This window comes from Amycolatopsis mongoliensis (genome assembly GCF_030285665.1).
In the GTDB taxonomy this organism is placed as follows: domain Bacteria; phylum Actinomycetota; class Actinomycetes; order Mycobacteriales; family Pseudonocardiaceae; genus Amycolatopsis; species Amycolatopsis mongoliensis.
Genome location: NZ_CP127295.1, coordinates 5,270,005 through 5,293,707 on the forward strand (window position 1 = coordinate 5,270,005; position 23,703 = coordinate 5,293,707).

The window sequence follows — 23,703 nt, forward strand, 5'->3', positions numbered from 1 at the left end:
TTTCGCGCACGTGCCGCCGCCCTTACCCTGTGGTGATCCAGCTCACCGACGGGAAGGATCGCCATGCGGATTGCGGATCTGCTGCGCAAGAAGGGGTCGGCAGTCGCGACGGTCACCCCGGAGACCACGGTGACCGCGCTGCTGGCCGGCTTGGCCGAAAACAACGTGGGCGCGATGGTGGTGGTGTCCCCGGAAGGGTCGATAGCGGGCATCGTCTCGGAGCGCGACGTGGTGCGCCGGTTGAACGAGCACGGCCCCGGCCTCCTGGACGGGCCGGTTTCGGAGATCATGACGAAGCTGGTGGCGAGCTGTTCCCCGGACGACTCGGTGGACCAGCTGTCGGTCCTGATGACCCAGCGCCGCATCCGCCACGTCCCGGTCCTGGCCGACGGCCGTCTCGCCGGGATCATTTCCATCGGGGACGTGGTGAAGAACCGGATGGAGGAGCTGGAGAAGAGCCAGGAACAACTGGAGGCCTACATCTCCCAGGGCTAGACGTCCGTCCACAGGGAAGGTCCGCGAGAGACGGCCGCCGGTCGGCTTGTCGAGCGGGCCTTTTCCGTGCCGGAAGGTGTCGGAGCGGCCATCGACGACTTGCCGTAAAGGGGATCTGATGCGCGTAGCAAGCTCCGAACGGCGTGCCTTGGTCGTCGGCGCTGGTAGCGGCGTCGGATTGCGGGTTGCCGGTCGACTCGCCGCCGCCGGGTGGCACGTCTCCGGTTGGTCCCGCCGGGGCACGCCCGCCGACGTGCCCCGGCCAGGGCCGGAAGGATCGCTTTCGTTCCAGCGGGTCGATGTCCGCGATCAGGGTGCGATCGCCGCTGCGTTGGATCACGACGCCCCACGACCCGAGGTGATCGTCTACGCCGTGGCCGTCGCCCGCTGGGGAACAGTCGAAGCGCAGGCGCCCGCCGAGTGGGCGGACATGGTGACGACCAATGCAGTCGGTGCTTTCACTGTTCTCCACGAGTACCACCGGCGTTTCGGAGCAGCACCACGACAGCTCGTGGGCATCGCCTCCGATGCTGCTCTGTTCGCGGCTGCCGGAAGGTCCGGCTACCACGCGTCCAAGTCGGCTCTCAGTACGTTCCTCGATTCCTATCGTGAGGAGGTTCGCCACACGGGGTCTCGGGTGACCGTCATCTACCCGGGAAAGATCAACACCGGCCTTTCGCCGCGCGCTCCGGAGGTGAACGCACGTGCTCTGCAGCCGGACGACATCGCCGACTGCGTCCTGCACATCCTGTCGTTGCCGGAGCACGTGGAAATCCGGTCCCTCGAAATGTCGTCGGTGAGCCTGCCGTACGGGGTGAGCGCTAGGCAACCACCACCGTGAGCACCGAGGTGCTCAAGCTGATGAGTGCGGTCCCGCCGTACAGCGCTGAAAAAAGAAGTCGGTAGGAAACGGTCTTCCGCTTCTTGGTGTGCATCTCCGCGACGATCTTGATCTCCGGGACACCGTGTTCGCCGGCCAGTCTGGCTTCGACTGCCGCCATCAGGCGTTCCCCGTAGCCGATCAGCTCGCGCGTGCGCAGGTCGAGGAAGAGGAACAACAAGCTCGCCAATGCGATGCATATCTGCACCAGCAACGACGGCACCAGCTTCGCGTTCACGTATGCCAGGACCGCGCCCGTGGTCAAGAACGACATCGCGACGAACCAGAAGCCCACGATCTGCATTCGCTGCTGGGCGTGCGCCTGGAACCACTGCCAACCGATGCGGTGCAGATCGAAATCCTTCGAGTCTTCCTCATCGGGCACGTCAGTCCGCACTGGGAGTCCACACCCGGACGAAGCCGTCCGAGAACTCCATGTGGACATCGGCCAGCGAACTGATCGACCCTGCGGCCGCCGCGTCAACCCGTACCAGGAGAGCCTTCGCCCCGGATGCTTCGGCGGCGGCGACACCGACCTCCAGATCGTCGAATGCCAGACATTCGCGTGCATCGACCCCGAGTGCAGCTGCCGCTTCCTTGAAGCCGTCGGGCGCCGGCTTGCCCTGGCTGACGTCTTCAGCGGCGATGAGGACCGGGGGCAGTGGCAGCCCGGCGGCGAGCAGGCGAGCCGTGGCCACCGAACGATGGGCGGAAGTGACGACTGCCCAGCACCCGTATGCGGCGATTTCGCGGGTCAGGCTCGTGGCTCCGAGGCAAGCTCGTGTCCCGTCGGCCAGGGAAAGCTCCAGCTTTTCGAACCGTTCGGCTTCGAGCGCGACCGAGTCTTCGTCCACGAACCGACGCACCGCCTCGACCACGCGCCTGCCGCGTGCGGCAGTGAGGACCTCGTCGCGGCTGAGTCCCAGTTCGTCCGCCCACAGCCGCCACGCGAGATCGGCTGTCACGGCCGAGTCCACGAGAACCCCGTCGCAGTCCAGTAGCAGAGCGCGGAACGCGCCGACCAGTCCTGTTTTCATGTTCATGTCGGCTCCGTTCGGTACGAGGCATCTTTCTTCGCCTGACGCCCGTTGGGCCGCGGCGGAATGCACGCAGACAGCGAACGGTGCCAAAAGTCGGCGTAGACTCGGTATCCCGGATGGTTCTGCATCCGTTCGGCCAGTGCCCGCGTATCGGGCCGCAGCACGCTCACGTCCAAGCCGGCCCACAGGTCACTGTGGGTTACGCCGTCCACCTGGAGCAGCCAGAGAACCGCGGGGGCGAAGTAGCGTCCGTCGTGCAGCAGCCCGAACCCCTTGGCCGCCTGCAAGATCGAAGCGCGAGCTCGTGCGCGTTGGCCGGCGCGAGCCAGCAGAACGCCCTGGTAAAGCGTTCCCTGCAGAGACCGGCGACGGTCCCCGAGCTGGTGACTCAGCGTCATACCCGACTCTACCAACTGCAGGCCATCGGAACCAGACAACATCTCGGCGAGGCCCCAGTTGGTGCGGATGCGGCCGAGTTCGCGTTTGTCCTCGTGAAACGTCGCGATCGCTTCCGCCTCCCGGTACATGTTCTTCGCGTCACGAAGCCTGCCGAGCAGTGCCGTCGTCTCCGCGTGACTGCAGAGGTTCTTCGCGAGAATCACCCCGGACTGGAACGAGCGTGCCCAGTCGACCGACAACTGCCCGAGCCGATCGGCTTCGTCGATGTCACGATATTTGAGGTCGTGCGCCAGGTAGCCGAGCGAGACGCAGCCGAGCGTGTCTTCGTCCGCGATGCTGGCTTCGACAATCCTGAAATAACTCTGGAGGCAGGAGTCCGATTGACCGGTGTTGCTGTAGGCGACTGCGCTGACGTACCAGATTTCGCGGTTGGTGGTCGCCGCCGACTCGTTCCTGTCGGCCAGTTCCGCACACTTTTCCATCCATGACAGGGCTTTGTCGTGGTCGCTCAGAGCGTTGCACAGTCGGCCGAGCGCCACGTAGAGGCGAACGAGCTGATCTGCGCGCAGGCCGCTGTCCGCGAGAGAAGGAGCGAGCGACTCGAGCTCCTGCTGCACCTGCAGGACCATGCCCGAGCTAGCCAGCCGATCGACGATCTTGTCGTCGATTAGTGTGTGGTATATGAGCATGAGATCACCTGCGAGCCTCGCGTGGTGGACGAAGCGCGTGAACGCCGTGCTCGTCGGCGAGTGGTGGAGCCCCCGGCGGTAATACTCGGCGAAGTAGTGGTGCAAGGACGGGACCCGTTCCCGGCCCACTCGGTTGACCAGAGCCTTTTCGAGGTTGACGTGGACCTGTTCGTGGAGCCGGTAGTCGCCGGGCGTGGTCGGGGCGAGGAACTGGCGATCGACCAGCATCTGGATGGACCGGATGAAGGGTTCCGCGCCGCGGGAGCCGAAATGATCCCAGAGTGCAGCGAGCAACCGCTGGCTGACGCTGGTGTCCTTGTGGACGCCCAGAGCCAGGAAGAAGAGGGTCGGCAAACTCGTCTGGTCGACGAGGTCCTCGACCGCTTGGGCGAGGTTGCGATCTGCCAGCTTGTCGACCATCTCCTCGAGCTCCGCCACGCTGCCAGGCTCCCGCCACCGCATGAACAGCAACAGCTGGGGGTTCCCGCTCAGCTTCTCGGCTGCGGCGACGAGGTCGCCGACCGGCAGCCGTGAACGAAGTCCGCCGAGCAGCGCGAGGATGTCGTCCTCCTGGCGCAGGCCTTCGAGGAGGAGATCGGGGATATCGGCTGGAATGACTGCTCGCACGTCGGTCTGGGCCGTGATAAGCAGCAGACTTCCCGAGGCTGCCTCCTGCCACCGCTCGATGAACTCCTCGACGTACTGAACGTGCTCGTTGTCCACGTTGTCCAGCACGAGCAGCACGCCGCCCTTGCGGGCGAGAGTGAAGATCGCCGCTTCCAGCTCCTCCTGGGTCGCGTTCGCGGGGATCCGGGGGACACCCCTTTTCATTTGAGCGAGCGCACTGGTCCAGTTCGTGCGATACAGGGAGCAGCTGATGGTCAGGGGATAACGCGCCTTGGCATGTGCGGAGTCGGCGAACGACTCGACGAGTTTGGTCTTCCCGACCCCACTCGGGCCGGCGACCACGACGACCGAACCATCCTCCTGTGCAGAGAGTTCGGCCAGGAGGTCGAGCTCCGCCTGACGTCCGATCAGTTCCGAACGCGGCTGCGTCACAGTGCCTCCCCCAGGTGGTCGTAGGGGCCGGTGGCCGGGCCCAGGTCTTCGTGACCGAGACGCCAGGTCGCGTCCGTGTAGCCCAGGCTCCGCCCGGCTGCCACGACGATCGCGTCGAGCAGCTCGGAAATGGCGTATTCCTCGATGTCCGCCAGCGCGCTCAAGCCGTCGCGGCCGCTCGTACCGGGAAGGGCGATGAACACGTCGCAGTTCTGCTTGAACGACGTGGCGTCGGCCGCCGCGATCCCGACGACCCTGATCTCGCGGTTCTTCCGGCGTGCCTGCGTCAGGGCGGAAAGCACTGAAGGGGTCTGTCCTGACGCGCTGGCAGCGATGATGCCGCCGCCGTGCAAAGAGTGCGGCATCGGGACGATCGAGTCCTGCATGTAGACGCGGGCGCCGCCATGGGCAAGCCGGTTCGCGGGGATTGCCGCCGCGAGGCGGGCGCGACCTGCTCCGAGGACCCGGACGATCGCTTTGTCGTCCATCCAGTGCGCGATCTGCTCGACGGCCAGCGTGAGTGCGGTCGTGTTGTTCGCCACGGCGATCCGTACCTGCTCGTGAATGTGTTCGAGTCGGCGGACGATCTCGGAACCCAGGCTCTGGTCCGGGCGTGGGAGCGGCGACGCTGCAGGTGTCTCGATCGCATCGAACACTGCCGCATGACTTCGTCGCAACAGTTCCGCGGCCTCACGCCCGAACATGTGGATCCTCCGCTCCTCGCCGGCCGACGACCGAACCCCCAGGGTTGTTTCGTCGGCGTCGTCGACGAGTTCACGAGTGTTTCGGTGTTGTCGTGTTCTCCCTCGAACGGAGCAGCGGTACGAGTGCCGGAGGGGCTATCACACCTCCTCACTCGCGCCAGCCGGAGAGTTCCACGCCCTTCGCGACATCCACCCGGTAAGACAACGTCACCACCCCGGTCTCACCCGCCGCCAAGGTCAACTTCCACGTGAACTCACCCAGCGCCGACGTCTCCACCGGCTCCGGCGACGTCTTCACGTCCTTCACGGTGATCGTGTCGTCCCGCGAAACCGGGGCCTGGTCCAACACGGTGACCACCGCTTCCCGAGGCCCATGGTTCCCCACCGAAATCCGGTACTCGGCCTCACGCCGCTTCTGCCCCGACAAAGTCGCCTTCGAAGCCGTCCGTCGCACCAGCTCGCGCTCGACCCGGATGCGGTCATCCACCCCCAACGCCAGCTCCAGCTCCTCCCCAGGCGCCCACGGCTCGAGCACAGTCGTCCCCACGAACTCGGCGTCGTGGAACACCGAAGCCCGCCCCGGCCTCAACGCGGAAGAAGACGAGTTCACGACCGTGGCCCGCAGATAAGCCTCCTCGGCCAGCACCGGCGCGGTCACGTAACCCAACACAGCCGTAAGCGAAAGCTGCGCCAACGTCGTCCGGTGCCCCTGGGCCCCCGACGGCACCGCCACCGGACGCGATGGCCGGTACGTCACCGCCGTCGTCCCCTGCTCCACCGACGCGAACTTCGGCGCCATCGGAGCGGCGGCCAAAGCGGCGAACCCCCTCGTCCGCGCTCCCTCCGGAATCCCGCCACCAGAACCGCCGTAAGCCGCCGCCGGGGCTACCGGGACGGGGTGGACGCGGTCCAGGTACCACGGCGAAAGCTCCGGCACCACCACCGAAACCGCCGGCCGCGCGGTCGACAGCGCCAGCTCGCACTCCGGCCAGTCCTCGCCCGTGTGCTGGCTGACCAGCCCGTAGGACGTCACGCTCACCTCGGTGCCGCGGACCCGGATGTCGTAGCCCGGCTCCCAGCTCGCGCCGGGGACCACGTAGGACATTTCCAGCTCCGCCGACCCCGACGGGTCCGAGATCTCCAGCTCCACGACCACCGACGTACTGTCCTCTTCGGACCGTGCGCTGTGCGACTCGATCCGGCGGTCGAGCGCGGCGAGGTCTTCGCGCAGCCGCGTGATGCGGTCCGAAAGAACCCGCCGCGCCTTCAACGCCGAGGCCAGCCGCGAACTCAGCGCGTCGGTCACCTCGGCGACGCGCGACGGCTCGGCGGTCCCGGCCGCCAGCGCCTTCGCGAAGCTGCCGCCGCTGCGCTTCGCGAGCGAAGTCAGCAGATCCACCTTCATCGCTTCGGCCGCTTCGTCGTCCACGACGCCGTCGAGCGTGGCTTGGTCGGCGCGCCGTTGCTCGACGAGTGCCCGCAACGCGGCATCGGCCGGCGAAGCGTGCCGCTCGGTGCGCACGTCGACGCCCGCGATCAGCGCGGGACCGGTCCCGGTGACGCGCACCGAGCCCGGGTCGAGCGACAGGGGGAGCCCGGCGAAGGTCAGGCGTGGCCCGCCGTCGAGCGGCGCCTTGCCCCGGCGGGTGATCCGGGCCTGCTGCGGGTAGACGGTCACGGCGGCGATCGGCGCTTCCACGGTCGGCATGCCCCCGACGTTAGTCTCTTGACACTCCCGAGGCCGGAGCGGAAGTCTCGACAGTCGTCCGCTTCGCCCGGCTTGGGGGTTTGATGAAAGCCGCACGAACCGCAGTCCTGCTCCTCGCTCTGGCGACCCTGCCGCTCACCGCGGTCACCGCCGAAGCCGCGGACCCGCCCGGCCCGGTCTTCACCGGCGGTCAGGCCCAGCCGGTCTTCGACCCGGCCGACGTCGTCCGCGAGGACGTCTGGGTCACCGCGCCCGTCGACAGCGACCACGACGGCCAGGACGACCTCGTGCACGCCCAGGTCGTGCGCCCGCGCGCGACGCAGCAGGGCCTGAAGGTCCCCGTCGTCTACCAGGCCAGCCCGTACTACGCCGGCGGCAACGACGTCGCGAACCACGACGTGGACGTCGAGCTCTACGCCCCCGGCCACGCCCGCGCCCCGGAAGGCCCGCGCGTCGCCGCGCACGGCGTCGGCCCGGCCACCCCGATCACCTGGCGCTACCAGGACTACTTCACCGCCCGCGGGTTCGCCGTCGTCTACGGCGAGTCGCTCGGCACCGGCCTCTCCACCGGCTGCCCGACCACGGGCGACGTCAACGAGACGATCGGCGCGCGCTCGGTCGTCGACTGGCTCAACGGCCGCACTCCCGCCCGTGACGCCGCCGGTGCCGCGGCGAAGGCCGACTGGAGCACCGGCAAGACCGGCATGATGGGCGTGTCCTACAACGGGACGCTGCCCAACGCGGTCGCGAGCACCGGCGTCGAAGGGCTCGAGACGATCGTGCCGATCGCCGCGATCTCCAGCTGGTACCAGTACTACCGCAACGACGGCGCCGTCGTCGCGGCCGGCGGGTTCCAGGGCGAGGACGCCGACGTGCTCGCCGAGTACGTCTACACCCGCGAAGACCGGCAGGTCTGCCGCCCGGTGATCGACGGGCTGACCCGCGACCAGGACCGCGTCACCGGCGACTACACGCCGTTCTGGGACGTCCGCAACTACCGCAACGACGTCGCGAAGGTGCACGCGTCGGTGCTCGCGGTGCACGGCCTCAACGACTGGAACGTCAAGACCGACCAGGTCGGCGAGTGGTACGAGGCGCTGAAGGCGCACGGCGTCGAGCACAAGATCTGGCTGCACCAGTCCGGCCACGCCGACCCGTATTCGCTCCGGCGCGACGTCTGGCTCGCGACGCTGAACAAGTGGATGTCGCACTACCTCTACGGCGTCGACAACGGCATCCAGAACGAGCCGAAGGCGACGATCCAGCGCGAGGACCTGTCGTGGACCGACGAGGCCGACTGGCCGGCGCCCACGACGTCCGACGTGCGCGTCTACCCCTGGCCCGGCGGCACGGCGAAGGGCGCCATCGACACGCGCAACCCGGTGCCGGGCACCGCGGCCGTCGAAACCCTCGCCGACGACTCGTCGAAGACGATCGAGCAACTGGCCGGCCTGGCATCGTCGGGCAACCGGCTGCTGTACGCGACTTCGGCGGCGAAGCAGTCCGTACGTCTCTCGGGCACCGCGCGGGCCGACCTGGCGCTGGCGTTCGACCGGCCGGCGGCGAACGTCTCGGCGATCCTGCTCGACCGCGCCCCCGACGGCACGTCCCACGTGATCAGCCGCGGCTGGACCGACCCGCAGAACCGCACGTCACCGGCCCGTACCGAGCCGATCACGCCGGGCCGGACGTACAAGATCGGCGTCGAGCTGATGCCGAAGGACTACGTCCTCGCGGCGGGCCACCGGCTGGAGTTCCTGCTGGCCTCCAGCGACCACGACTACACGCTGCGGCCGAAGCCGGGCGCGGGGCTGGCGCTCGACCTGACCAAGACGTCGGTGACGCTCCCGGTCACGGGCGGCAAGCCGGCCCTGCGAGCCGCGTTCGGCTGATGCTGCCGGAGCATCTCCACGCCGATGTCCGCACGCTGTGGGACTACCACGACCTGCGGCACGAGCCACGGCGTTCCGACGTCGGGATCGGGCTGGGCAGCCGCGATCCCGGCGTCGCCGTCCACACGGCGGAGCTGTTCCACGCCGGGCGGTTCCCGCTCGTGGTGTTCACCGGGGCCAACGCGCCGACGACGGTGGAGCGCTTCCCGCGCGGCGAAGCGGTCCACTACCGCGAGATCGCGCTGGAGCTGGGGGTGCCCGACGACGTGATCCTGGTCGAGCCCGCGGCGCGCAACACGGGGGAGAACATCCTGCTCACCCGCCGGCTGCTCGCCGACCGGGACATCCGGTCCGTGACGCTGGTGACGCGCCCGTACCAGCAGCGGCGGGCCTACGCCACGGCGAAGCGGCTTTGGCCCGGCGTCGGCGTCGTGTGCGCGTCGAAGGCGGTGTCGTTCGAGGACCACCTCACCGGCGAAGAGGACGCCGACCGGGTGATCAGCATGCTCGTCGGCGAGACGCAGCGGATCACCGAGTACGCCGCACGCGGCTTCGTGATCCCGCAGGACGTCCCGGCCGGGGTGGAGCGCGCGTTCGGCAGGCTCGCCGCGGCGGGCTTCACGCAACGGATGCTGCCGTGAGTCAGTCCGCGATGCCCGCCCGGTAGGCGAAGGCGACCGCCTGCGCGCGGTCCCGCAGCCCGGCCTTGGTGAACAGGTGGTTCACGTGGGTCTTCACGGTCGCCTCGCTCACCACGAGCGTGCGCGCGATCTCCGTGTTCGACAGGCCCGCCGCGATCAGCCGCAGCACCTCGATCTCGCGGGCGGTCAGGCCTTCGATCTCCTTGACGCGCTGGGGCGTGCTGCGGGTGGCGGCCTCGACGAGCCGCCGCTGCAGCTCGCCATCCACTGTGGACTGGCCGGCGGCCGCCGAGCGCAGCGCCCGGGCGATCGCCTCGGCGTCGGCGTCCTTGGTGAGGAACCCGCGGGCGCCGGCGCGCAACGCGGCCAGCAGCGACTCGTCGTCGGCGTACGTGGTCAGCACGACGACCTCGGTGCCCGGGTGCTCGGCGCGGATCCGCTCGGTGGTCTCGACGCCGTCGCAGCGCGGCATCCGCAGGTCCACGAGCACGACGTCGGGGTGGTGCTCGGCGACGAGGTCCAGCGCGGCCAGGCCGTCGGCGGCGGCGCCGACCACCTCGACCCCGGGCAGCAGCCCGAGCAGTGTGACCAGGCCTTCCCGGACCACTGCCTGGTCGTCGGCCAGCACGACGCGCAGCGTCACGCCGGCACCGTCAGGTGAATCCGCCATCCGTCCTCCCCCGGCCCGCTCTCGAACCGCCCGTCGAGCAGCGCGACCCGTTCGCTCATCCCGCGCAAACCGTAGCCTGCCGCCGGCGCGTCCGGCGGGCGCCTGCCCTGCCGGTCGGCGACGGTCAGCGCGACGCTCCCGGAGCCGTAGTCGAGGGTGACGTCGACCTCGGCCTGCGACGCGTGCTTGCGCGTGTTGGCCAGTGCCTCCTGCACCGCGCGGACCAGCGCGGTGCCGACCGCCGGGTCGAGGTCGCGCGGCTCGCCCTCGACCGTCAGGTCCGCCCGGGCCCCGCTGTCGAGCCGGTAGGCGGCCAGCAGGTCCGCGATCGTGCGTTCGACCGGGACGGCGTCCTCGCGCAGCGCGGCGACGGCCTTGCGGGCCTCGGCGAGGCCTTCCGACGCCAGTTTCTGCGCCCGTTCGATCTGCGCGACGGCGTCCGGGCTCGCCCCGTCGCGCACCAGCATGAGCCGCGCGCCCTGCAGGTTGAGGGACAGCCCGGCCAGCGAATGCGCCAGGACGTCGTGCAGCTCGCGGGCGATGCGGGCGCGTTCGGCGAGGGCGGCTGCGCGCGCGTGCTCCTCGGTGGCCGTCTGCGCGCGGGCCAGTGCCAGCTCGGTCTGCTCGATCCGGGCGATCCGGGTGCGCCGGTTGAGGCCGAGCAGCACGATCACGGCGACGATCGCATACGTCGGGATGGCGCCGTCCCAGGCGTGGTGGTAGCCCGCCCAGAACGTGATCGCGGCCAGGTCGATGCCGACCGCGAGGATGATCGGCAGCTTCGGCTGCCGGAGCACGACGAAGAACGTGGTGCTGAACATCGTCACCGACGCCCAGCTGTTCGGCACGAGCGCCCACAGCGTGCCCGCGGCCGCGATCACGGTGATGGTCACGACGGGGAGCAGGTGGCGGTCGCCGACGTCGTAGAACCACAGCAGCGGGAGCGACAGGGCCAGGGTGATCCCGATGAGGATCCACGAGAGCGTGTTCGCGCGCGGCATCGCGGCGAACATCGGCACCACGACGAACCCCCAGCGCAGCCAGTCCTGCGCCAGGGGGAGCCGGGGCCTGCGGGTGATCATCTTCGGCGTCCTCCGAGGGTGCTTGTACGGAAAATGTACCGACGGGGGCTTCGCTGTGCGGTGTCGAGATGTCCCGTTTGTCAGGAGGTTTCCCCATGTCCAGGTTGCGACGGCTCGCCGTGTTCGCCGCCGCCGCGGCGCTGCCCGCGCTCGGCCTCACCCTCGCCGGCTCGGCGACCGCGTCGGCCGCGCCGAACTTCCAGGTGCCGTTCAAGTGCGGGGTCACCGTGACCGCGGCGACGTTCAGCGGCCACAGCCCGGAGTACTCGGTCGACTTCCAGAAGTCGGGCATCACGGGCATGCCGGTGCTCGCGGCGGCGTCCGGGACGGTGACGCGGGTGGCGGACGAGGGCAGCACGAGCTACGGCAAGTGGGTCGAGGTGGACCACGGCAGCGGCTGGCGCACCCGGTACGCGCACCTGTCGGCCCAGGAGGTCTCGGTCGGGCAGTCGGTCGCCGGCGGCAAGGAGCTCGGCAAGGCGGGCGCGACCGGCGGGGTCACCGGCCCGCACCTGCACTTCGAAGAGCGGCTGAACGGCGTGGTGCAGAAGGCGAAGCTGAACGGCGTCGCCGTGCCGTACTACGGGCACACGGACTTCACGAGCAAGAACAACTGCGGCGGCAACCCGTACTCCGCCGAAGAGGTCTGCGGGTCGGGCTTCTCCGTCGTCGACCAGCAGGCGCTGGCCGGTTCGTCCGGCACGACCTACCTGCTGTACAACGCCTCGACCAAGGCGAACTGCGTGACGACGCTGAAGGCGACGTCGCTGGGGACGGCGAGCCCGGTCTCGGCGTTCCTCGAGGTCCAGGGCTCGGCGCGGGTGACCGACTCCGGCAGCTTCACCTACTACGCCGGGCCGGTGAAGAAGGCCGCCGAAGCGACCTGCGTGAAGTGGGGCGGCTCGGTCGGCAGCAACACCTACGAGAGCGGCTTCGAGCACTGCGGGTGAGCCGGGCCGGTCGGTGGGGCCGGGCAGCATAGCCCGCCCCACCGACAGGAAACCGCCGTCCGGCCGGCCGCCGGACGGTTCTGTCCACATCGGCCCCGCCGATCCACAGATTTGCCGCCACCGCCCCATCCGGGCCCGTCCTGCCCCACGGTGGAGGCATGACCACTGCCACCCCGACCGGCCGGCCGCCGGTCGACCTCCGAAGCCCCGCGCAGCTGCTGGCCGCGCTCCCTTACCTGATCGGGTTCCGGCCCGCGAACTCCGTCGTCCTGCTCGGCCACCGGGCACCGGCGGGCAACCGGCTGGGCCTGGTGCTGCGCGGCGACCTCCCGCGTCGCGAAGACCGGGCCCACCAGGCCCGCGCGCTCGCCCCGCGGTTCGCCCTAGCCCCGCACACGGGCGTGACGCTGGTGGTGGTCGGCGGCCGGCGAAGACCCGGCAGCCCGCCGCCGCACGCGGGCTTCGTCGAGCTGCTGGCGGAGGCCCTGGGCGAGTTCGGCCTCCCGGTCCCGCACGCGATGTGGACGGCGGACATCAGCGAACGGGCGCCGTGGGGCTGCTACGCGGACCCGGACTGCGGCGGCGAGCTGCCGGACCCGCGCGCGACCCTGACGGCGGCGGTCGCGACCGGAGACGGCTCGGTGGCGTTCGACAGCCGCGACGAGCTGGAAGAGCTGCTCGTCCCCCGGTCGCCGGAGGCGCTCGCCCGCCGGGCCGGCTCACTGGCCCGGCTGTCGTCCTTGCCTTGGCCGGACGCGACGTCCGTCTCCGAAGCCGCGTCGGCGATCCGAGCGGCGTTCGAGCGCCGGCTGCGCGGCTCGGGCCCGCCGACGGACGAGGAAGCGGTCCTGCTCGCGAGCGCCCTGACGCTCCCGGAGATCCGGGACATGTGCCTGGGAATGGCGGTCCCGCCCCACACCCCGGTCGCGCGCGAGGCGGAGCGCTTGTGGCTGACGCTGGTCCGGGAGCTCCCGGCCCCGCATCGCGCGGAGGCGGCGACCCTGCTGGGGTACACGGCCTTCATGCGCGGTGACGGCACGTTCGCGGGCATGGCACTGGAGAACGCGTTGGCGGCGAAGCCGGATCACGTCCTGGCCGGGCTGCTGAAGACAGTGCTGGACAGGGGCATGCCGCCGGACCAGTTGCTGGGCTTGGCGCTGACCGCGGACCCGACGGGTTTGTCCGGCTTCGGCCTGACTCCAGCGGACTTCGACGAGCCCGGCGTGTGCCTGCCGCTGGGTGTCGCGTGTGGACGTTCGGAGGTGCCGGGCGATCAGCCTTGAGCGGCGGCGCCCCGCGAACGTCCGGCGGCCTCAGCCGTGCCGGGCCTGGGTGAATGCCCAGGCGTCCCGCACGATCCCGGTCAGCTCGGTGCGTTCCGGCTTCCAGCCCAGCTCTTCCCGGGCCCGGTCACTGGCCGCCACGAGCACCGACGGATCACCCGCCCGCCGCGGCGCCACCTCGGCCGGGATCGCGTGGCCGGTGACCTCGCGGCACGCCTCGATCACCTCGAGAACGGAGAAGCCCGTGCCACTGCCCAGGTTGTAGATGCGGTGCTGACCCGCCGTGGCGTGCTTCAGCGCCAGCAGGTGCGCGTCCGCGAGGTCCACGACGTGGATGTAGTCGCGGATCGCCGTGTGGTCCGGCGTCGGGTAGTCGTCGCCGAAGATCTTGATCTGTTCGCGGTCGCCCGTGGCGACCTGGAGAACGAGGGGAATGAGATGGGTTTCCGTGGTGTGGCGCTCGCCGTACGCGCCGTACGCGCCCGCGACGTTGAAGTACCGCAGGCTCACCGCCGCCAGCCCGTGCGCGCCGGCGAAGCTGGTGATCGCGTGGTCGATGGCGAGCTTCGTCGCGCCGTAGGTGTTGGTCGGCCGGGCCGGCGCGGACTCCGGGATCGGCGACTGCTCCGGCTCGCCGTAGGTCGCCGCGGTCGAGGAGAACACCAGGCGCGGCGTGCCGTGCTCGTGCATGGCCTCGAGCAGCCGCAGCGACGTGACGACGTTGCCTTCCCAGTACTTCGCCGGCTCGGTCATCGACTCGCCGACCAGCGACTTGGCCGCGAAGTGCAGCACGCCGTCGAAGCCCTCGCGCAGCAGGCTGCCCGCCACCTCGGCGGCGTCGCCCTCGACGAACCGCGCGTCCGGGTGGACGGCGTCGGCGTGGCCGGTGGACAGGTCGTCGACGACGGTGACCTGGTGCCCGGCCTCGATCAGCCGGGCGGCGCAGACACTGCCGACGTACCCGGCTCCGCCCGTGACGACCAGCTTCAGGACGTTGCTCTGCTCCGACACATCCAGGCCTTCCTGCCGAGGGTGACTGTGCGCATCAGTCTTCCCCCTGGGCGACGCGCGGGTCCGCGCGGGGGTTGCCCCGCCCGGCCCCGCGCGGCCTCAGAGCTCGTCTCGCCCGGCGCCGCGGGAGGGCACCGCGGTGAACATCCGCGGGCGCCGGTAGCCGGCCTTCTCGTACGCCGCTTCGACGGCCGCCTTGACCCCGTCCAGGTCGGCGTCGCGGACCAGCGCGATCGCCGAGCCGCCGAAGCCGCCGCCGGTCATCCGGGAGCCGAGGGCACCGGCCGCCCGCGCCGAATCGACCGCGAGGTCGAGCTCGGCCGTGGAGATCCGGTAGTCGTCGCGCATGCTGACGTGCGAGGCGTCCAGGTACGGGCCGATGTCGGCCAGCCGGCCCGCGCGCAGCAGGTCGACCACCTCGAGCACCCGCTGGTTCTCGGTGACGACGTGCCGCACGAGCGGCACCAGGTCGTCGGGCAGCCGGTCCAGGGCCGCGGAGAGCCCCTCGACGGTGATGTCGCGAAGCGCCTTGACGCCGAGGAGCTCGGCGGCCCGCTCGGTGCCGCGGCGGCGCTCGCCGTACCCGCCTTCGGCGTGCGAGTGCTTCGTGCGGGTGTCCATGATCAGCACCTGCAGCCCGGCGTCGGCCAGGCCGAACGGCACCTGCTCCTGCTCGCCCGACCGGACGTCGAGGAACAGGACGTGGGACTCGGTGCAGCAGAGGGACGCCGTCTGGTCGAGCAGGCCGGTGGGCGCGCCGACGAAGTCGTTTTCCGAGCGCTGGACCCACCGTGCGACCTCGGGCCGGGTCGGGACGCGGTCGCCGGGCGCACCCAGCTCCAGCCCGGCCAGGCCAAGCAACGCCAGCGACACCGCGCACTCGAGCGCATGGGAGGAGGAGAGCCCCGCCCCCGACGGCACGTCCCCGGCGACGACCAGGTTGGCGCCGGCCGTGAAGCCCTGGTCGCGCAGCACCCAGGCGACCCCCGCCGGGTACGCGGCCCACCCGTCGACCGCGCCCGGGGCGAGGTCGGCGATCTTGAGGTCGCCGGAGCGCTGGAGCTGGCCGTCGTCGCCCAGGGTGGCCACGGACAGCACGCCGTCCTCGCGGGGCGACGCCGCCGCGGCCAGGCGGTGCGGCAGGGCGAACGGCAGTACGAAGCCGTCGTTGTAGTCGGTGTGCTCGCCGATCAGGTTGACGCGCCCCGGCGCGGACCACACGCCGGCGGGCTCGCCGCCGTGCACCGTGCGGAATGCCGCCGCGGCTTCCGAAGCCGGGCTCACCTGGCCAGCGCCAGGACAGCGTGCAGCGCGGAGCTGGCGACCTGGGCGGTGGTTTCCCCGCCGGTGACCTCGACGGTGCCGCCGGTGGCCCGGCCGATGGTGACCGTGCCGCCCGGCACGATGCCGACGGACTTGAGCTCGGTCATCAGCGACTCGTCCAGCTGGACGTGCTCGGCGATGCGCCGGATCTCGACGCGGCCGCCACCGGTGCGGGCGAACTCGTCGAGCCGGACGAGGTCGGCCTCGGCGGGCGGTGCCGGATCGCCGTCGCCCAGCTTGTCCAGACCGGGGATCGGGTTGCCGTAGGGGGAGGTGGTCGGGTGGTCGAGCAGCTTGACCAGCTTGCGCTCGACGGCCTCGCTCATCACGTGCTCCCAGCGGCACGCCTCGTTGTGCACGTGCTCCCACTCGAGCCCGATGACGTCGACGAGGAGGCGCTCGGCCAAGCGGTGCTTGCGCATGACGGCGATGGCCAGTTCCCGGCCGTGGTCGGTGAGCTGGAGGTGCCGGTCGTCGGCGACCACCACCAGCCCGTCGCGCTCCATGCGGGCGACGGTCTGGCTCACGGTCGGGCCGCTCTGCTGCAGGCGCTCGGCGATGCGGGCACGCAGCGGGACGACGCCTTCTTCTTCAAGCTCGTAGATCGTACGCAAGTACATCTCGGTGGTGTCGATGAGATCGTTCACGCTGTCCCCTTCGTCCGCGTTGCTCATCGTAGTCGTTGACCTCGACCGCGGCGGCGGGCCTTGCGGATAACAACTCGCCGGTGGCGGATATGTCCGCACCCCGGCGCGGCCGGGCGGGCAGCCGCTGGAAGATGGGAGGCATGCGTCCGCTGATCAGCACCACCGACCTCGCCGCCGCGCTCGCCGGCCCGGACGGCGACCGGCCCGTCGTCCTCGACGTCCGCTGGCGGCTCGCCGGCCCGCCCGGCGCCGATTCGTACCGCGAAGGCCACGTGCCCGGCGCGGTCTTCACCGACCTCGACCGCGTGCTCGCGGGCGAGCCGGGCGAGGGCGGCCGGCACCCGCTGCCCGACCCGGCCGATCTGCAGCGCGACCTGCGCGCGGCGGGCGTGCGGACGGGCGCGCCGGTGGTGGTCTACGACGACGCCGACGGTTCGGTGGCCGCGCGGGCGTGGTGGCTGCTGCGCTGGGCCGGCCACGACGAGGTGGCGGTGCTCGACGGTGGTTACGCTGCGTGGATCGCCGGCGGTCACCCGGTGAGCACCGAACCGGCGCGGCCGGAGCCGGGCGACCTCACGGTCCGCCCGGGCGGCATGCCGGTGCTCGACGCGGACGAAGCGGCGGCGCTGGCCCGCGACGGCCTGCTGCTCGACGCCCGCGCGACGCCGCGCTACACGGGCGAGACCGAGCCGGTCGACCCGCGGGCGGGGCACATCCCGGGCGCGGTGAACGCCCCGTTCGCGGCCCACACGGACGACGACGGCCACTGGCGCGCGCCCGAGGAGCTGGCCGCCCGGTTCGCGGACCTGGGCCTGCGCCCGGGCGAGCCGGTCGGCGCGTACTGCGGCTCGGGGGTCACGGCGAGCTCGGTGGTGCTGGCCCTGGAGCTGGCCGGCCACGCGGGCGCGGGACTGTACGCGGGCTCGTGGTCCCACTGGTCCCGAGACCCGCAACGCCCCGCGGCGACGGGTACCCTCCCCGGCTGACGCGCGACCTGGCGAGAAGCGTGAAGGCCTCCTTACCGGCCCAAGATGCCGGTAAGGAGGCCTTCACGGCTTTCAAGGCGTGCCGAGGCGGGTCTTCGAGTCCACGAATCGGCGCGATCGGCACTACAGTCGACCGCATGTCGCCGGCTGTTGTTTGGGACTCCGCCCTGCTGGGTTACGACCTGGGCGGGGACCATCCGTTCAACCCCGTCCGGCTGGAGCTCACCGTCCGGCTGGCCACCGAACTCGGCGTGCTCGACGACGTCCCGCTGCTCGTCCCCACCAGCGCCGGGGACGAGGAGCTGCTTCGCGTCCACGCCCCCGAATACATCGCCGCCGTGCGGGAGGCGCCGCTCGTCGGGTGGGATGTCGGGCACGGGCTCGGCACCGCCGACAACCCCGTCTTCACCGACATGCACGACGCCTCCGCGCTGGTCGTCGGCTCGACGCTGCTCGCCGCCCGGAAGATCGCCGAGGGCGAGGCGACCCGGGCCGTCAACATCGCCGGCGGTCTGCACCACGCCATGCGCGACCAGGCGGCCGGCTTCTGCGTCTACAACGACTGCGCCGTCGCCATCTCGTGGCTGCTCGACCACGGCTTCGAGCGGATCGCCTACATCGACACCGACGTCCACCACGGCGACGGCGTCCAGGCCGCCTTCTACGACGACCCGCGCGTCCTCACCATCTCGATGCACCAGCACCCCTTCACGCTCTGGCCGGGCACCGGCTACTCCGCCGAGACCGGCCGCGGGAAGGCCGACGGCACCTCGGTCAACGTGCCGCTGCCGCCGCGGACCCGGGACCCGGGCTGGCTGCGGGCGTTCACCGCCGTCGTCCCCTCCCTCCTGGCCGACTTCGAGCCGCAGCTGCTGTTCACCCAGTGCGGCGTCGACTCGCACGAGGAAGATCCGCTGGCCGACCTCTCGCTGAGCGTCGACGGGCACCGCACGATCTACGCCACCCTCCGCAACCTCGCCGAGACGTACGCGGGCGGCAAGTGGATCGCCGTCGGCGGGGGCGGGTACCAGCTGATCCGGGTCGTCCCGCGGTCGTGGACGCACCTGATCGCCACCGTCCTCGACCGGGACGTCGCCCCGGCGACGCCGCTGCCGCCCGGCTGGGTCGCCGCCGTCACGCAGGCCGCCCCGCACGCCGAGCTGCCCCAGGCGATGACCGACGACCGCCCAACCGAGTTCAAGCCGTGGGGCGACGGCGAGGACGACCCGGTCGACGTCGCCGTCCGGGACACCCGCCGGGCCGTCTTCCCCCTGCACGGCCTCGATCCGGACGACCCCAGGGACTGACGATGGCCGGCCGGGACCCCTTCGACTACCCCCACGACTGGGAGGCCGACGTCGTGCTGTCCGACGGCGGCACCGTCCACCTGCGCCCGATCGTCCCCACCGACGCCGACGGCCTCGTCGCCTTCCACGGCAAGCTGTCCGAGCGCACCCGCTACTTCCGCTACTTCGGTGCCTACCCGCGGATCCCCGAGAAGGACCTGAAGCGGTTCTCCACCGTCGACCACCACGACCGCGTCGCGTTCGCCGCCTTCCTGGGCGACGACATCGTCGCGGTCGGCCGGTACGAGCGGCTCGACCACGGCCCCTCGGCGGAGGTCGCCTTCGTCGTCAGCGACCCGCACCAGGGCCGCGGGCTCGGCTCGATCCTGCTCGAACACCTCGCCGCGGCCGCGTCGGAGTGCGGGCTGCGCCGGTTCGTCGCCGAGGTGCTCGCCGAGAACGCCGCCATGGTGCGGGTCTTCCGCGACGCCGGCTACCAGATCAGCCGCGAGATCGAGGAAGGTGTGCTGCACCTGGAGTTCGACATCGACCCGACCGAGGAGTCGCTGGCGGTCGCGCGCTCCCGGGAGCAGGCCGCCGAGGCGCGCAGCGTGCACAACCTGCTGCACCCGACGTCGGTCGCGGTGATCGGCGCGTCCGCCGAGCCGGGCAAGGTCGGCCACGTCGCCTTCGTGAACCTGCTGGCCGCCGCGTTCACCGGCACCGTCTACCCGGTCAACCCGGAGCACCACTCGATCCGCGGCGTCCGCGCGTACCCGTCCGTGCTCGAGATCCCGGACCAGGTCGACCTGGCGCTGGTCGCGGTGCCCGCCGAGGCCGTCGAGTCCGTTTTGGACGCTTGCCTGGCGAAGGGCGTCAAGACCCTGCTGATCGTCTCCGGCGGGTTCGGCGAGGCCGGTCCGCACGGCCTGCACGCCGAACTGCGGCTGGTCGGCGAAGCGCGGGCGCACGGCATGCGCGTCGTCGGCCCGAACGCGCTCGGCGTGCTGAACACCGCGCCCGGCGTCCGGCTCAACGCCACCCTCGCCCCGCGCCTGCCCGTGCGCGGGCGCACCGGGTTCTTCTGCCAGTCCGGCGCGCTGGGCACCGCGATCCTCGCCGACGCCGAGTCGCGCGGCCTCGGCCTGTCGACGTTCGTCTCGGCGGGCAACCGCGCCGACGTCTCGGGCAACGATCTGCTCCAGTACTGGGAAACCGACCCGGACACCGACCTGGTGCTGCTGTACCTCGAGTCCTTCGGCAACCCGCGCAAGTTCGCGCGGCTGGCCAGGAGGCTGGCGCGGACGAAGCCGATCGTCGCGGTGAAGTCGGGGCGGCACGCGGTCCGCCCGCAGCTGGCGGCGACGTCGACGGAGATCGACGAGGCCAGCGTCCAGGCGCTGTTCGAACAGGCCGGCGTCGTGCGGGTGGAGTCGCTGGCGCAGCTGTTCGACACCGCGCTGGTGTTCGCCCACCAGCCGCTGCCCGCCGGGCCGCGGGTGGCGATCGTCGGCAACTCCAGCGCGATCGGCCTGCTGGCCGCCGACACCGCGCGGATGCAGGGCCTGCGGCTGGCCTTCGACCCGGTCGACGTCGGCCCGCAGGCCGGGCCGCACGACTTCGCCGAGGCGGTCGGCGAAGCCCTCACCTCGCCGGACACCGACGCCCTGGTCGTCGTGTTCGCGCCGCCGGTGGCGATCCCCGGTACGTCGTACGCGCGCGCCTTGCGCGAGACCGTGGTCGAACTGGGGCAGCGCAAGCCGATCGTCTCGACGTTCCTCGCCGTCGAAGGCGTTCCGGACGAGCTGGCCGTCCTCTCCGAAGACGGCGTCCCGACGCGCGGCTCGATCCCGTCGTACCCGAGCCCGGAACGCGCGGTGAACGCCCTCGCCCGGGTCATCCGGTACGCGGCGTGGCGGCAGCGCCCGCAGGGCACGCTGGTGACGCCGTCGGGGATCCACACCGAGCAGGCGCAGGGCATCGTGCGCGAGTTCCTCGACGCCGAGAACGGCAAGACGACGCTGCTGTCGGACACCGACGTCGTGCGGTTGCTGGGCTGCTACGGCATCGACGTCGTCCCGTTCCGCGTCGCGTCCACAGTGGACGGAGCTGTTGCGGCGGCGGCCGAGCTGGGCTACCCGGTGACGCTCAAGGCCGTCGACGAGCGGCTGCGCGGCCGGCCCGACCTGGCCGGGGTGCGGCTCGACCTGGCCTCGGACGAGGCCGTGCGCACCGCCTACGAAACGCTGTGCGAGATCTCCGGCGACGACGACGTGTACGTCCAGCGGATGGCCCCGAAGGGCCTCTCGTGCGTGATCGGGCTGCAGGACGACCCGTCGTTCGGCACGCTCGTGTCGTTCGGGCTGTCCGGGCTGGTCAGCACGCTGCTGGGCGACCGCGCCTACCGGGCGGTGCCGCTCACCGACGTCGACGCGGCCACGCTGCTGCGCGAGCCGCGGACGGCGCCGCTGCTCACCGGCTACCGCGGCGACGAGCCCGCCGACCTCGCGGCCCTGCAGGACATGGTGCTGCGCGTCGCTGCGCTGGCCGAGGACAACCCGGAGGTGCGGTCGCTGGTGCTCGACCCGATCCTGGCATCGCCGGACGGCGCCTTCGTCGCCAACGCCCGGCTCGTGCTGGGGCCACCGCCGTCACGGCCCGACACCGGCCCGCGGCGCCTGCGCGCCATCAACCCCCTGGACTGAACCGTGCTGACCGAACTGCTGAAGCAGCACGCCGCGGACCTGCCCGGCGCGGTGGCGCTCGTCGCGCACGGCGACCAGATCGAGGCGGCGGCGGTGGGTTCGGCCGACGCCGAGGGCATCGTGCCGATGGCGCGGGACTCGCTGTTCCGCATCGCGTCGCTGACCAAACCGATCGTGGCCGCGGCGGTCATGCTGCTCGTCGACGACGGCGAACTCGCGCTCGACGACCCGATCGCGCGGTGGCTGCCGGAGCTGGCGTCGCCGGTGGTCGTGCGGACGCCGGCCGGGCCGGTCGACGACGTCGTGCCCGCCGTCCGCCCGATCACGGTGGCCGACCTGCTCACCTTCCGCTGCGGGTACGGCCTCGCGGCGGACATGACGCTGCCCGCGGTCGACCTGCTGCTGCAGGTGCTGGGCCACCCGGCGGCGGCACCGCGGGCCCTGCCGCCGGACGCGTGGACGGCCGCGCTGGCGCAGGTCCCGCTGCTGCACCAGCCGGGGGAGGCGTGGCTCTACGACACCGGTTCGGACATCCAGGGCGTGCTCATCGCGCGGGTGTCGGGCCGGTCGCTGCCGGAGTTCCTGGCGGAACGGCTGTTCGAGCCGCTGGGCATGGCCGACACCGGGTTCGCCGTGCCGACCGCGGCGCTGGGCCGGTTCACCAGCGCCTACCGGCCCGGGGCGGCGGGACTGCGGCTGATCGACTCGCCGGAAGGCCGCTGGAGCGTCGCACCACCGTTCCCGTCGGGCGCCGCGGGCCTGGTTTCGACGGCCGACGACCTGCTCGCGTTCGCCCGGTTCCTGCTGGCCGAAGGCACGGTCGGCGACCACCGGCTGCTGACGCCGGAGTCGGTGCACCGGATGACCACCGACCACCTGACGCCGGCCCAGCGCGAGGCCGGACGGGTGTTCCTGCACGGCCAGGGCTGGGGGTACGGCGGCTCGGTCGACGTCGAGGCGAAGGAACCCTGGGAGGTGCCGGGCCGCTACGGCTGGGTCGGCGGCGCGGGCACGGCCTGGCACCTGCTCCCGGCGACGGGCACGGTCACGGTCCTGCTGACGCAGGTAGAGATGACGGCCCCGGAACCGACTCCGCTGATGCGCGAGTTCTGGACCTACGCCGCGAAGTAGCGAGACCCCGGCGTACCCGGAGGGTCGGCTCGCGTACCTGGAGGGTCGGCCGGTGAGCCGGCTGTCGGGGTACGTGAGCCGACCGGCTGGGTACATCAGGCGTCCGCCGCCAGCTCCTCGCCCAGGGCCAGGAGCTGCGAGGTTGCCGGGCCGAGCAGGAACTCCAGGCGTTTCGCCGCCACGAAGTACCGGTGCACCACGTGGTCGACGTCGATGCCGACGCCGCCGTGGACGTGGACCGTCGTGTGCGCCACCCGGTGGCCCGCCTCGGCCGCCCAGAACTTCGCCGTGGCCACCGCTTCCGCCGACGGGAGACCCGAGGCCAGCCGCCACGCCGCCTGCAGCGACGTCAACCGCACGGCCTCCACGTCGACGTACGCGTCCGCGAGGCGCTGGCGGACCGCTTGGAACCCGCCGATCACGTGGTCGAACTGCCTGCGCTCGGCCGCGTACGCCGCCGTCAGCTCCAGCGCCCGCTCGACCACGCCGAGCTGCTGCGCGCACACCCCGGCCGTCCCGCGCAGGCGCAGCCATTCGCCGATGTCGCCCAGCGATACGCCGGGGACGTCCGTCAGCTCGAGCAGCGCCGCGTCCGCGTGGTCGGTCGTCTGCTGCGGCCGCACCGTCACGCCGGGTGCCGAAGCGTCGACCAGGAAGACCTCGTCGGACGCGGCCACGAGAAAGCCGTGGGCGAAGGCGCCGAACGCCACCGCGGACCGGGTGCCGGACACGCGGCCGTCCGCGGCCGTGAAGCCGGCCAGCGCCACCGCTAGAACACGTTCTCCCCGCAGCACCGGCAGCACCCAGCGGTCGATCAGCTGCGGCGTGCCGAACTCGGCCAGCGCCGACGCCGCCATCGTGATCGAGGTCAGGTAGGGGACCGCCGCCACCGCGCGGCCGATCTCGGTGAGCACCGCGCACTGCTCCAGCAGGCCGAACCCGCCGCCGCCCAGTGACGACGGCAGGGCCGCGTCGAGCACGCCCGCCTGGCCCAGCGCCGTCCACAGTGGAGCGTCGAAGCCGCCGGTGCCGTGCGGGTCGTGGGTGACCTTGTCGGCCAGGATCCGCCGGGTCAGCGCCGCCAGGTCGGCCGACGCCTCGGAAGGGGTGAAGTCCATGAGA

21 protein-coding genes are annotated in these 23,703 nt (G+C 71.5%); 10 read left to right on the forward strand and 11 right to left on the reverse strand.

What is annotated here, in order from left to right:
- The first annotated feature begins 63 nt into the window (after nt 1-63).
- Together QRX60_RS25730 and QRX60_RS25735 are read left to right on the forward strand one after the other, a co-directional pair.
- Nucleotides 64-495: a CBS domain-containing protein gene (locus QRX60_RS25730; RefSeq protein WP_286003334.1), complete on the forward strand. Its 432-nt coding sequence runs from the start codon at nt 64-66 to the stop codon at nt 493-495.
- A 118-nt stretch (nt 496-613) separates the two neighbouring features.
- Nucleotides 614-1,336: an SDR family oxidoreductase gene (locus QRX60_RS25735; protein WP_286003335.1), complete on the forward strand. Its 723-nt coding sequence runs from the start codon at nt 614-616 to the stop codon at nt 1,334-1,336.
- Here QRX60_RS25735 and QRX60_RS25740 read toward each other — a convergent pair.
- The 5 genes from QRX60_RS25740 to QRX60_RS25760 form a co-directional block, all read right to left on the reverse strand.
- Nucleotides 1,317-1,760, reverse strand: coding sequence for a hypothetical protein (locus QRX60_RS25740; protein WP_286003336.1), 444 nt, complete (start codon nt 1,758-1,760; stop codon nt 1,317-1,319). The two genes, QRX60_RS25735 and QRX60_RS25740, sit on opposite strands and share 20 nt — an antisense overlap.
- A gap of 1 nt (nt 1,761) precedes the next feature.
- Complete coding sequence (locus tag QRX60_RS25745; protein ID WP_286003337.1) at nt 1,762-2,418, reverse strand: HAD-IA family hydrolase; 657 nt, start codon at nt 2,416-2,418, stop codon at nt 1,762-1,764.
- Nucleotides 2,415-4,562 carry an AAA family ATPase gene (locus QRX60_RS25750; protein ID WP_286003338.1) on the reverse strand — a complete coding sequence of 716 codons (2,148 nt, stop codon included), beginning with the start codon at nt 4,560-4,562 and terminating at the stop codon, nt 2,415-2,417. Before QRX60_RS25750 ends, QRX60_RS25745 begins: the two co-directional genes overlap by 4 nt.
- Nucleotides 4,559-5,266 carry a phosphoheptose isomerase family protein gene (locus tag QRX60_RS25755; protein ID WP_286003339.1) on the reverse strand — a complete coding sequence of 236 codons (708 nt, stop codon included), beginning with the start codon at nt 5,264-5,266 and terminating at the stop codon, nt 4,559-4,561. Before QRX60_RS25755 ends, QRX60_RS25750 begins: the two co-directional genes overlap by 4 nt.
- A 148-nt stretch (nt 5,267-5,414) precedes the next feature.
- Nucleotides 5,415-6,974 (reverse strand): DUF4139 domain-containing protein, encoded by a 1,560-nt coding sequence (locus QRX60_RS25760; RefSeq protein WP_286003340.1) that lies wholly within the window; start codon nt 6,972-6,974, stop codon nt 5,415-5,417.
- Nucleotides 6,975-7,057: 83 nt separating this feature from the next.
- Between QRX60_RS25760 and QRX60_RS25765 the strand changes: the two genes are divergently transcribed.
- Nucleotides 7,058-8,866: a Xaa-Pro dipeptidyl-peptidase gene (locus QRX60_RS25765; RefSeq protein ID WP_286003341.1), complete on the forward strand. Its 1,809-nt coding sequence runs from the start codon at nt 7,058-7,060 to the stop codon at nt 8,864-8,866.
- A complete protein-coding gene (locus tag QRX60_RS25770; protein ID WP_286003342.1) occupies nt 8,866-9,507 on the forward strand; it encodes a YdcF family protein in 642 nt (213 codons plus the stop codon). The genes QRX60_RS25765 and QRX60_RS25770 overlap by 1 nt, the downstream gene beginning before the upstream one ends.
- A gap of 1 nt (nt 9,508) precedes the next feature.
- Here the strand turns inward: QRX60_RS25770 and QRX60_RS25775 are convergent, their stop codons facing one another.
- Nucleotides 9,509-10,150 carry a response regulator gene (locus QRX60_RS25775; protein WP_286003696.1) on the reverse strand — a complete coding sequence of 214 codons (642 nt, stop codon included), beginning with the start codon at nt 10,148-10,150 and terminating at the stop codon, nt 9,509-9,511.
- Nucleotides 10,147-11,259: a sensor histidine kinase gene (locus tag QRX60_RS25780; RefSeq protein ID WP_286003343.1), complete on the reverse strand. Its 1,113-nt coding sequence runs from the start codon at nt 11,257-11,259 to the stop codon at nt 10,147-10,149. The genes QRX60_RS25775 and QRX60_RS25780 overlap by 4 nt, the downstream gene beginning before the upstream one ends.
- Before the next feature lie 95 nt (nt 11,260-11,354).
- Here QRX60_RS25780 and QRX60_RS25785 point away from each other — a divergent pair, with 95 nt between their 5' ends.
- Together QRX60_RS25785 and QRX60_RS25790 are read left to right on the forward strand one after the other, a co-directional pair.
- Nucleotides 11,355-12,209 (forward strand): M23 family metallopeptidase, encoded by an 855-nt coding sequence (locus tag QRX60_RS25785; protein WP_286003344.1) that lies wholly within the window; start codon nt 11,355-11,357, stop codon nt 12,207-12,209.
- A gap of 158 nt (nt 12,210-12,367) precedes the next feature.
- Nucleotides 12,368-13,492 carry a DUF4192 domain-containing protein gene (locus tag QRX60_RS25790; protein WP_286003345.1) on the forward strand — a complete coding sequence of 375 codons (1,125 nt, stop codon included), beginning with the start codon at nt 12,368-12,370 and terminating at the stop codon, nt 13,490-13,492.
- Between the two features lie 30 nt (nt 13,493-13,522).
- Here QRX60_RS25790 and galE read toward each other — a convergent pair whose 3' ends face one another.
- The 3 genes from galE to QRX60_RS25805 all read right to left on the reverse strand — a co-directional run bounded on the left by galE (nt 13,523) and on the right by QRX60_RS25805 (nt 16,500).
- Nucleotides 13,523-14,503, reverse strand: coding sequence for a UDP-glucose 4-epimerase GalE (gene galE / locus QRX60_RS25795; RefSeq protein ID WP_286003346.1), 981 nt, complete (start codon nt 14,501-14,503; stop codon nt 13,523-13,525).
- Nucleotides 14,504-14,602: 99 nt separating this feature from the next.
- Nucleotides 14,603-15,787 (reverse strand): galactokinase, encoded by a 1,185-nt coding sequence (gene galK / locus QRX60_RS25800; protein WP_286003347.1) that lies wholly within the window; start codon nt 15,785-15,787, stop codon nt 14,603-14,605.
- A complete protein-coding gene (locus QRX60_RS25805; protein WP_286003348.1) occupies nt 15,784-16,500 on the reverse strand; it encodes a metal-dependent transcriptional regulator in 717 nt (238 codons plus the stop codon). Before QRX60_RS25805 ends, galK begins: the two co-directional genes overlap by 4 nt.
- Before the next feature lie 113 nt (nt 16,501-16,613).
- Between QRX60_RS25805 and QRX60_RS25810 the strand changes: the two genes are divergently transcribed.
- The 4 genes from QRX60_RS25810 (at nt 16,614) to QRX60_RS25825 (ending at nt 22,581) form a co-directional block, all read left to right on the forward strand.
- Nucleotides 16,614-17,459, forward strand: coding sequence for a sulfurtransferase (locus QRX60_RS25810; RefSeq protein ID WP_286003349.1), 846 nt, complete (start codon nt 16,614-16,616; stop codon nt 17,457-17,459).
- A gap of 137 nt (nt 17,460-17,596) precedes the next feature.
- A complete protein-coding gene (locus QRX60_RS25815) occupies nt 17,597-18,766 on the forward strand; it encodes an acetoin utilization protein AcuC (RefSeq protein ID WP_286003350.1) in 1,170 nt (389 codons plus the stop codon).
- A gap of 2 nt (nt 18,767-18,768) precedes the next feature.
- The gene (locus tag QRX60_RS25820; RefSeq protein ID WP_286003351.1) at nt 18,769-21,450 is read left to right on the forward strand and encodes a bifunctional acetate--CoA ligase family protein/GNAT family N-acetyltransferase; all 2,682 of its coding nucleotides are present in this window, start codon (nt 18,769-18,771) and stop codon (nt 21,448-21,450) included.
- Between the two features lie 3 nt (nt 21,451-21,453).
- Nucleotides 21,454-22,581 carry a serine hydrolase domain-containing protein gene (locus QRX60_RS25825; RefSeq protein WP_286003352.1) on the forward strand — a complete coding sequence of 376 codons (1,128 nt, stop codon included), beginning with the start codon at nt 21,454-21,456 and terminating at the stop codon, nt 22,579-22,581.
- 95 nt (nt 22,582-22,676) lie between these two features.
- Here QRX60_RS25825 and QRX60_RS25830 read toward each other — a convergent pair whose 3' ends face one another.
- Nucleotides 22,677-23,699, reverse strand: coding sequence for an acyl-CoA dehydrogenase family protein (locus QRX60_RS25830; protein WP_286003353.1), 1,023 nt, complete (start codon nt 23,697-23,699; stop codon nt 22,677-22,679).
- Nucleotides 23,700-23,703: the final 4 nt, after the last annotated feature.